This is a genomic window from Neobacillus sp. DZ-9 (genome assembly GCF_059587065.1).
The window spans coordinates 158,981-165,731 of sequence record NZ_JCAIOL010000001.1 but is presented as its reverse complement, the minus strand read 5'-3'; the positions used below and the strand labels follow the sequence as shown (position 1 = coordinate 165,731).

Sequence of the window (6,751 nt, the reverse complement as noted above, 5' to 3'; positions counted from 1 at the left end):
TTTTTTAGACCTCCTTTATATGTATGTACAGCTTTCATTATACCGAACCCTCTGGTATATTAACAAATTTAACTGTTAATAGTTATTCTGCTGTCTCTGATAATTTACTTCGTTTTTATGAAAATATGCCTGTTCCATTTCTTCAGAGGTAATTCCTAGTAAAAATCCTAATTCTAAGTATGCCTCAAATAATCTTACATAATCATGAATGCTTCTACTGGTTTGAAACATACTTATTCCTACATACATCTTTAAGAATTGATCTGTCACAGTCAACAGTGATGGCTTCATGGACAAATCTAATTCCTGTTGATTGAATCCACATTCAATCCCAAGCGATAAAATAAAGTGAATGCCATCCACAAATTCTTCTAAAATGACATCCTTTGGTGATGAAGGTTTCACGCTCCAAAACTTAAAGCTGCGTGTTTCATTTGCCAATTCACCTAATTCTACAAGCAAGGCAAGCACCTTCCGGTTAAATAAATCTTCATTTTGTAATTGATGTTTTTCTTCAATATGAGCATCCAGCGCTTTTTGCATTTGAAACAATTTTTCAAGATTCATTATGAAATCACTCCTAGTGCTTTAATAAACAGAATTACCTCTAGTATTGCAAGACCGGGAAATCCGAGTTTAAACGATAAATGCTTTGTTTTATGACGGTAAAGCTGCATTCCTGCCGTCGTCCCCACTGCACCGCCAAACAAAGCTACCAGCCACAAAGTTCTTTCGCGGATTCGGTACTCATGCTTTTTAGCCCGCCTCTTATCTTCCCACATTATCACGAGTCCAATAATATTCATGATGAAATAGGCCGCGAATAATATTGTCATTCAGTCATTTCCCCCTTATAGAAAAAGCCATTCTCATCAAAGAGAATGGCATTTATGAAATATTACTTGTTAGATTGTTGTTTAGCAACGTTTGCTAATTCAGCAAATGCGTTTGCATCGCTAACTGCTAATTCAGCAAGCATCTTGCGGTTTACTTCGATACCAGCAAGCTTTAAACCATGCATTAAACGGCTGTAAGAAAGACCATTCATACGAGCTGCTGCATTGATACGAGTAATCCAAAGTTTGCGGAAGTCGCGCTTCTTTTGACGACGATCGCGGAATGCATACATTAATGATTTCATAACCTGTTGGTTAGCAACTTTATATAATGTATGTTTTGAACCGAAATAACCTTTAGCTAATTTAAGAACTCTTTTACGACGTTTGCGAGTAACAGTACCGCCTTTTACACGTGGCATGTAATTTCCCTCCTATAATAAATCAATCTGTCTGAGACTATTTTACGTAAGTTAATAATTGACGAATGCGCTTGAAATCGCCTTTAGAAACAAGAGTTCCTTTGCGAAGTTTACGCTTAGCTTTTGTTGATTTGTTAGCAAATAAGTGGCTTGTATAAGCGTGGTCACGCTTTAATTGACCAGAACCTGTTTTCTTGAAACGCTTTGCAGCGCCGCGGTGAGTTTTCATTTTTGGCATTGGGATATCCTCCTTATTACTTATCGTTTTTCGGTGCTAAAACCAGGAACATGCTTCGTCCATCCATTTTAGGATGAGATTCAATCGTTGCAACTTCCTTGCACGCTTCACTAAAACGGTCTAACACACGCTGACCGATTTCTTTATGGGTAATCGCCCGGCCCTTGAAACGGATTGAAGCTTTTACCTTGTCGCCTTTTTCCAAAAACTTAATTGCATTGCGAAGCTTTGTATTAAAGTCATGCTCATCAATCGTTGGGCTTAGACGAACTTCTTTGGTAGTGATGATTTTTTGATTCTTTCGAGCTTCTTTTTCTTTCTTTTGATTCTCGAATTTAAATTTGCCATAGTCCATGATCCGGGCTACCGGAGGCTTTGCATTTGGTGCAACAAGTACCAAATCAAGATTTACTCTTCCAGCAATTTCAAGCGCCTCGTTTTTGGATTTTATTCCTAGCTGCTCACCATTTTGATCGATTAAGCGAACTTCACGAGATCGAATGCCCTCATTTAACAACATATCTTTGCTAATAATTAGCCACCTCCAAGGTTTAATCACGAATACTTTTATCGGGTCCAAGAAGATTTGAAAGGCTCACCATTCGAACCTTGATTTGTGACACCATGTTGAATCGACAGGATCAAGCAGAGCTTTTCATTAAGTACACAAATAAAAAAGTGCGGATGAATACACCCACACTTTACGAAACATAAGTAATAAACAAAAAAGTTCACGTAAAACCTGCCAACTGCTTAAACAGCGTCAAATCAGGTGAGAAGCGGGTGCTTCTTCTTTTCCCAAAAACTCGTATTCAATTTTTACCTTAGTAACTATAACATAAACAAAGATGTGATGTCAAATGAACATTTCATATGACAACGAAATTTATTTTAGCAAGAAATAAAAAATTATTCAATAGTTTTTTTAATAAAAAAAGGGAGGAAAAACCTCCCTTACAATACATTATCCTTTTTGCACTTCTGCTTTGATGGAAGCAAGGAAGTCTGCAAATGGCTTTGTTTCTGAGTTTTGTTCGCCATATTTACGGACGTTAACCTCACCGTTTTCAACTTCTTTGTCACCAACAACGAGCATATATGGTATTTTTTGCATTTGGGCTTCGCGGATTTTGTAGCCGATCTTTTCATCACGGCCATCTAATTCCACACGGAATCCTTCATTTTGAAGCTGCTCTTGAACCTTGCGGGCATAGTCAAAATGCGCTCCAGGTGAAACAGGAATTACTTGAACTTGAACAGGTGCGAGCCATGTTGGGAAGGCTCCTTTGTATTCTTCAATTAAGAAGGCCACGAAACGTTCCATTGTAGACACAACACCGCGGTGAATAACTACCGGACGGTGCTGTTTGCCATCTTCTCCTACATAGTTTAAATCAAAGCGTTCTGGAAGTAAGAAGTCTAATTGAACAGTTGAAAGTGTTTCGTCCTTACCTAATGCAGTTTTAACTTGAACATCGAGCTTAGGACCATAGAAAGCTGCTTCTCCCTCTGCCTCATAATAATCGAGTCCAAGGTCATCCATTGCTTCCTTCAGCATGCTCTGCGCCTTTTCCCACATGGCATCATCATCAAAATACTTTTCAGTATCCTGTGGGTCACGGTAGGAAAGCCGGAAAGAATAGTCATTCAGATTAAAGTCTTTATAAACATCCAAGACCAGGTTTACAACTCGTTTGAATTCATCTTTAATTTGATCTGGACGAACAAAGATATGGGCATCGTTCAAAGTCATTCCGCGTACGCGCTGCAAACCAGATAATGCGCCAGACATTTCGTATCGGTGCATTGTACCAAGTTCAGCAACTCGGATCGGAAGCTCACGGTAGCTGTGGATCGCATTTTTATAAACCATCATATGATGTGGACAGTTCATTGGACGTAATACCAACTGCTCGTTATCCATGTCCATTACCGGGAACATGTCTTCCTGATAATGATCCCAGTGACCTGAAGTTTTATACAAATCGACACTGCCCATTACAGGAGTATATACATGGTCATAACCTAAACGTACTTCCTTATCAACAATATAGCGCTCAACTATACGGCGGATAGTTGCTCCTTTAGGAAGCCAAATTGGTAAGCCCTGACCAACCAATTGCGTATTAGTGAAAAGGCTCAATTCTTTACCAATTTTGCGGTGGTCACGCTCTTTTGCTTCTTCTAGCAAGCGAAGGTGTTCAGCCAAATCTTCTTTCTTGAAAAAGGCAGTTCCATAAACGCGCTGCAGCATTTTATTGTTGCTGTCGCCGCGCCAGTAGGCACCGGCAATACTTAATAGCTTAAATTCTTTAATTTTTCCAGTTGATGGAACATGGACACCACGGCAAAGATCTAAAAATTCACCTTGCTGATAAATAGTTACAGTTTCTTCATTTGGAATCGCTTCAATAAGTTCAAGCTTATATGGATCATCCATTTCTTTAAAAATCTGAACAGCTTCGGATCGGCTGACTTCTTTGCGGACAATTTCGATATTCTCATTGACGATTTTCGCCATTTCCTTTTCAATCTTAGGCAGGTCTTCAGGTGTTAATGATTCCTCTAAATCCATGTCATAATAGAATCCGCCTTCAATTACAGGACCCACACCAAGATTAACATTTGGAAAAAGCCTTTTTACAGCCTGAGCCATTAAGTGTGCTGTACTATGACGTAACACTTCTAAAGCATCTTTAGATTCAGGTGTAACAATTTCTATAGGACCATCCTCAAGGATTGGACGGCGAAGATCATACAATTCTCCGTTCCATTTACCCGCAATTGCCTTTTTCTTAAGGCCTGGGCTGATGGATGCGGCGATATCTTCCGTTGTTGTTCCTTTTGGGAACTCCTTTACTGCTCCATCAGGAAACGAAATCTTCACAACGTCTGACATAACAATTCCTCCATTCATTTTGTGCGCCATTATAGGTTCGCTTTATAAAAATAAAAAAACCCGTCCCTGGAAAAGGGACGAGTTTGATAAACACGCGGTTCCACCCAATTTTTCATGTTAAAATCCTTCGTTAACATGACTTTAGGATTGGGTAACGGTTGAAAGCCGTCGGCGATTACTGACCTCAAAAAATGAAGTGTTGACTGCCGAAGTTTAAAGGTGGTAAGTATTTTTTCCGTGTTAGGAGACTTTCAGCCGCTGGACTCCCTCTCTATTAAACCGTAAAGAAATACTGTTATCCTCATCATTACTTTTACTGTGGTATTTTGCTATGTAGGTTATTATAATGATTTATTTTTGAAAAATCAAGGTACATAAAACTAAATATTGACAAAATTTTATTTTCCTATGCATGATTTTCTGAAGAATTTGTATCTGCTGTCCGTTTTTTTGTTCCCCTAAGAGCATCATAGGAATGAATCGACACTCTTTCTTCAAAAATGTTTTTAATGGTTCTAACCAGTGGCTCTTCTGCGTTTTTTGTATAGATAAAAATAGAGTTCGGCGCAATGGATAAAAGCGGTGCGATCGAAGCAGAATCCACATAAACTGGATGATTAACAAGCAGCTTCCGATCAATCAATCTTGTTAATTCTCCTCTTTTCATTTCAACCAATTGCTCATTGTAAAAAGTGATTTCTTCATCAAACAAAATGTGAAGTACATCCATTTTGGGTTCCCGGTTCGCTAAAAAATCCCTAAGCATTTGGACAAACATTTGATATTCCTGCTCCATTTTATATTCGTCAATTGAAATCTCCACATAGCTTTCGAGTAGCTGGAGATAGGGCCGCAGGCGAAACTTTAACAATGAATCAAATGAAAACGAGACATTGTCGTGAAAAATTTGCTCAATTGCTTCCTTAATCTTCGGTTCCTCACTCGTTTCCTTCAATAAACCTTTAAAGTCTTCTCTTTGATCTTCAAGTATGGAATAAACAATCTCTAATATTTGCTGCTGTTCTTCTCGGTCCTCATAATAATATTGATTCTTCAAAATATCACAAAACCAGTCATCCCGTTTAATGACGGTAATAAACTCATAAAATGCATTTTTTATTGTTTCAAAAAAGTTCTCGCTAAAAGAGCCATTTAAAATTTTCACTATATGTCGATCTTCAAAAAGAAGAATATTTTCACATTCCAATTTATTATTTAAACACTTTTGTAAGTGGTTATAAAACCTCATTGCATCCATCTTACTTTGGAAAATGATTTCAACCAACCAAATCCCCCCTTTAACCAAATCTTTGTTTTAAATATATATGGGGGACTTGGCCAAAATAGAAGTTAGCGAATGGACGCATTTGTATTTTAGATTAAAAAAAGGACTGCCCTATCTTAGGCAATCCAAATAAATATTATTAACGACGGTTCGGCCCGTCCACCAGAACAGGTTCACTCAAGGACCGAATCCGCTCCATGATCCTGCGTGCCTTCATTTTCTCCTCTTCGCCACGCTGACTATAGGTCAAATGGTGCTCGAGCCCTGCAAAATCAAAGTTTGAAGTGAAAAATGTCGGCAGGCTTTCCAGCATCCGAAACTGTAAAATCGGCCCCAATACTTCATCCCTCGTCCAACTGGACACCGCTTCTGCACCAATATCATCCATCATTAGGATCGGTTCTTTTTTTAGCGCTTCTATTTTTTCATTTAAGGTGGAATCGGCAATGGAACTTTTCATTTCCCTTAGCAGTTCTGGCACATAAACAATCATCGAGGAAATCTGTTTCTTTGCAAGTTCATTGGCAATGGCACCTAGCAAATAGGATTTTCCCACACCAAATTTGCCGTAAAAATATAATCCCTTTTGTTTCTTGCCCTTTTCATAGTTCATTAAAAAAGTGGCTGCTTTATCTACGGCATCAAGCCTGCCCGTATCTCCTTCAAAATCTTCGAAGGATGCTTCCAAAATATCTCGTGGGACATACAAGCTTTTGATGAGCTGTTCGTTTTTCCGCTTTTCATCTGCGATTACTTTTCTCTGGCATCTTTTATAAACAACATCAATGGAGCCGCGATTTATTACTAATTCCGGGTGATAGCCCTTCATCATATTGACACAGCCATCAAGACTTGGACATTTATTACATCCAATACTTTGTTTGGTGAATTCAAATAATTTTATCAGGCCTTTATTAATCATGTCATGCGTCACTTCATCCTGATGCTCCATTAAAAAGGCTCTTACACCAGGATTTTGGAGCACCTCCTGACGCTGCTCTTCAAACCGTTTTTGAAAGTTTTCATTTCCCGATAGCCGCTGCAATGTTTTATTAATTCTCTCCATCCTTT

At 38.6% G+C, this 6,751-nt stretch carries 8 protein-coding genes and 1 other annotated feature; all 8 genes read right to left on the bottom strand.

All coding sequences use genetic code 11. From position 1 onward, the window contains the following. Nucleotides 1–75: 75 nt before the first annotated feature. Nucleotides 76–567, bottom strand: a complete 492-nt coding sequence (locus tag AC59HZ_RS00835; protein ID WP_496544031.1) for a dUTP diphosphatase — start codon at nt 565–567, stop codon at nt 76–78. Next, on the bottom strand, nt 567–836 hold the full coding sequence (locus AC59HZ_RS00830) for a DUF1294 domain-containing protein (protein WP_496544030.1): 270 nt from the start codon (nt 834–836) through the stop codon (nt 567–569). The genes AC59HZ_RS00835 and AC59HZ_RS00830 overlap by 1 nt, the downstream gene beginning before the upstream one ends. A 62-nt stretch (nt 837–898) precedes the next feature. Continuing rightward, complete coding sequence (gene rplT / locus AC59HZ_RS00825; protein ID WP_496544029.1) at nt 899–1,258, bottom strand: 50S ribosomal protein L20; 360 nt, start codon at nt 1,256–1,258, stop codon at nt 899–901. Nucleotides 1,259–1,295: 37 nt separating this feature from the next. Next, entirely contained in the window at nt 1,296–1,496 is a 201-nt protein-coding gene (rpmI, locus tag AC59HZ_RS00820) for a 50S ribosomal protein L35 (protein WP_101649425.1), read from the bottom strand. A gap of 16 nt (nt 1,497–1,512) precedes the next feature. Beyond that, nucleotides 1,513–2,016 (bottom strand): translation initiation factor IF-3, encoded by a 504-nt coding sequence (infC, locus tag AC59HZ_RS00815; protein WP_430066814.1) that lies wholly within the window; start codon nt 2,014–2,016, stop codon nt 1,513–1,515. A gap of 146 nt (nt 2,017–2,162) precedes the next feature. Continuing rightward, nucleotides 2,163–2,297: a sequence feature (ribosomal protein L20 leader region), on the bottom strand. A gap of 163 nt (nt 2,298–2,460) precedes the next feature. Further along, nucleotides 2,461–4,395 (bottom strand): threonine--tRNA ligase, encoded by a 1,935-nt coding sequence (gene thrS, locus AC59HZ_RS00810; protein WP_496544028.1) that lies wholly within the window; start codon nt 4,393–4,395, stop codon nt 2,461–2,463. A gap of 406 nt (nt 4,396–4,801) precedes the next feature. Beyond that, complete coding sequence (gene ytxC, locus AC59HZ_RS00805) at nt 4,802–5,680, bottom strand: putative sporulation protein YtxC (protein WP_496544027.1); 879 nt, start codon at nt 5,678–5,680, stop codon at nt 4,802–4,804. 139 nt (nt 5,681–5,819) lie between these two features. Next, the gene (gene dnaI / locus AC59HZ_RS00800) at nt 5,820–6,746 is read right to left on the bottom strand and encodes a primosomal protein DnaI (protein WP_496544026.1); all 927 of its coding nucleotides are present in this window, start codon (nt 6,744–6,746) and stop codon (nt 5,820–5,822) included. Nucleotides 6,747–6,751 lie beyond the last annotated feature (5 nt).

Excerpts from the sequence above, each read along its gene's own strand:
- thrS (WP_496544028.1), bottom strand. The coding sequence starts at position 4,395 with ATGTCAGACGTTGTGAAGATTTCGTTTCCTGATGGAGCAGTAAAGGAG.
- dnaI (WP_496544026.1), bottom strand. The coding sequence starts at position 6,746 with ATGGAGAGAATTAATAAAACATTGCAGCGGCTATCGGGAAATGAAAAC.
- infC (WP_430066814.1), bottom strand. The coding sequence starts at position 2,016 with ATGTTGTTAAATGAGGGCATTCGATCTCGTGAAGTTCGCTTAATCGAT.
- AC59HZ_RS00830 (WP_496544030.1), bottom strand. The coding sequence starts at position 836 with ATGACAATATTATTCGCGGCCTATTTCATCATGAATATTATTGGACTC.
- rplT (WP_496544029.1), bottom strand. The coding sequence starts at position 1,258 with ATGCCACGTGTAAAAGGCGGTACTGTTACTCGCAAACGTCGTAAAAGA.
- rpmI (WP_101649425.1), bottom strand. The coding sequence starts at position 1,496 with ATGCCAAAAATGAAAACTCACCGCGGCGCTGCAAAGCGTTTCAAGAAA.
- AC59HZ_RS00835 (WP_496544031.1), bottom strand. The coding sequence starts at position 567 with ATGAATCTTGAAAAATTGTTTCAAATGCAAAAAGCGCTGGATGCTCAT.